Here is a 403-nt window from a genome sequence, read left to right on the forward strand (position 1 = left end):
CCGTCTACGCCAACCGCACGTCATCGCTGCTCGCCGCCGGCCAGATCGGCCCGGCCACGGTGGCATCGCGCAAGGCGCTGCGCTGGATGATCGCTTCATTCGTCACGCTGCCGCTGTGTGTCCTGCTGCTGGTGGGCTATGCACTGATCCTGCGCGCAGCGGGCTGAGCCACGCAGCACCGGTCTGCGGCATGATGGGCGTCCTGTCCTGCTCTGGAGCCAGCCATGCCTTTGGGATTCATCGGCCTGGGCGTCATGGGAACGCCCATGGCCAGCCACCTGGCGCGGGCGGGCCACGCCGTGCTGGGCTGGTCCCGCTCCGGCCGCAACCACGCCGCTGCGCGTGCCGCAGGCGTCGAGGTCCGTGAGCAGCTGCACGACGTATTCGCAGCCTGCGAAACCCC

General features: G+C 70.0%; 2 protein-coding genes. Both read left to right on the top strand.

What is annotated here, in order from left to right; translation table 11 throughout:
• A partial coding sequence (locus tag ACFC0D_RS38630; RefSeq protein ID WP_376446802.1) for a hypothetical protein occupies positions 1 to 167 on the top strand: 167 nt, incomplete at its 5' end.
• Between the two features lie 57 nt (positions 168 to 224).
• On the top strand, positions 225 to 403 hold a 179-nt coding region (locus ACFC0D_RS38635; RefSeq protein WP_376446804.1), incomplete at its 3' end, for an NAD(P)-binding domain-containing protein.

Origin of the sequence: Streptomyces sp. NPDC056222 (assembly GCF_042264065.1) — a bacterium.
GTDB lineage: Bacteria > Actinomycetota > Actinomycetes > Streptomycetales > Streptomycetaceae > Streptomyces.